General features: G+C 66.5%; 1 protein-coding gene. It reads right to left on the reverse strand.

The features are described 5' to 3' along the window. A partial coding sequence (locus EOA38_RS37550; protein WP_127301580.1) for a DNA polymerase III subunit gamma/tau occupies positions 1–1,055 on the reverse strand: 1,055 nt, incomplete at both ends.

Consider the following 1,055-nt stretch of genomic DNA (forward strand, 5'->3'; position numbering starts at 1 on the left):
GCACCATCTCGGCGGCACTGACCGGGCGGTTGGAGGATTGCACCTCGGGAATGCCCTTGAGCAGCATCTGCCAGGTTCGCGACAGGACGCGCACCGACAGCGCGTTCGCGAATTCGGCGCCGCGCCGGCGCTCGTCCTCGGAGAGCGAGGCATCGTCGGCCGCGGCCGGCACGAAACGCAGCCGGGTGACGAGGTGATTGAATTCGGCAAGGTCGGTGAGCACCGCGGCCGGATCGGCGCCGGTATCGTACTGTGCCCGGAACTCGGTCAAAGCAGCCGCCACGTCGCCCTTCATGACATGCTCGAACAGGTCGATGATGCGGGCGCGGTCGGCCAGGCCCAGCATGGCGCGCACCGCCTCGGCGCTGACCGCGCCACTGCCGTGGGCAATCGCCTGGTCGAGGATCGAGAGCGCATCGCGCGCCGAGCCTTCGGCGGCACGGGCAATCATCGCCAGCGCTTCGTCGTCGACGGAAATGCCTTCCTTGGCGGCGATCGCCGCAAGATGCGCAACCAGCGCGCCGGCATCGATGCGCCTCAGGTCGAAGCGCTGGCAGCGCGACAGAACCGTGATCGGCACCTTGCGGTTCTCGGTGGTGGCGAAGATGAATTTGACGTGCGGCGGCGGCTCTTCCAGCGTCTTCAACAGGCCGTTGAAGGCCTGGGTGGAGAGCATGTGCACTTCGTCGATGATGTAGACCTTGTAGCGGGCCGAGACCGGGGCGTAGCGCACGCGGTCGATGATGTCCCTGATGTCGTCGATGCCGGTGTGGGAAGCGGCGTCCATCTCGATGACGTCGACATGGCGGCCTTCCATGATCGCCTGGCAATGCTCTCCAGGGATCGAAAGGTCGACCGAGGGCTGGTCGACGGTCGCGGTTTTATAGTTCAGGGCCCGCGCGAGGATACGCGCCGTCGTCGTCTTGCCGACGCCGCGCACGCCGGTCAGCATCCAGGCCTGGGCGATGCGGCCGGTAGCGAAGGCGTTGGTGAGCGTGCGGACCATCGGCTCCTGGCCGATCAGCTCGGAGAAATTCGAGGGGCGATATTTGCGC

The sequence above is a fragment of the Mesorhizobium sp. M1E.F.Ca.ET.041.01.1.1 genome (assembly GCF_003997355.1).
Taxonomy (GTDB): Bacteria; Pseudomonadota; Alphaproteobacteria; order Rhizobiales; family Rhizobiaceae; genus Mesorhizobium.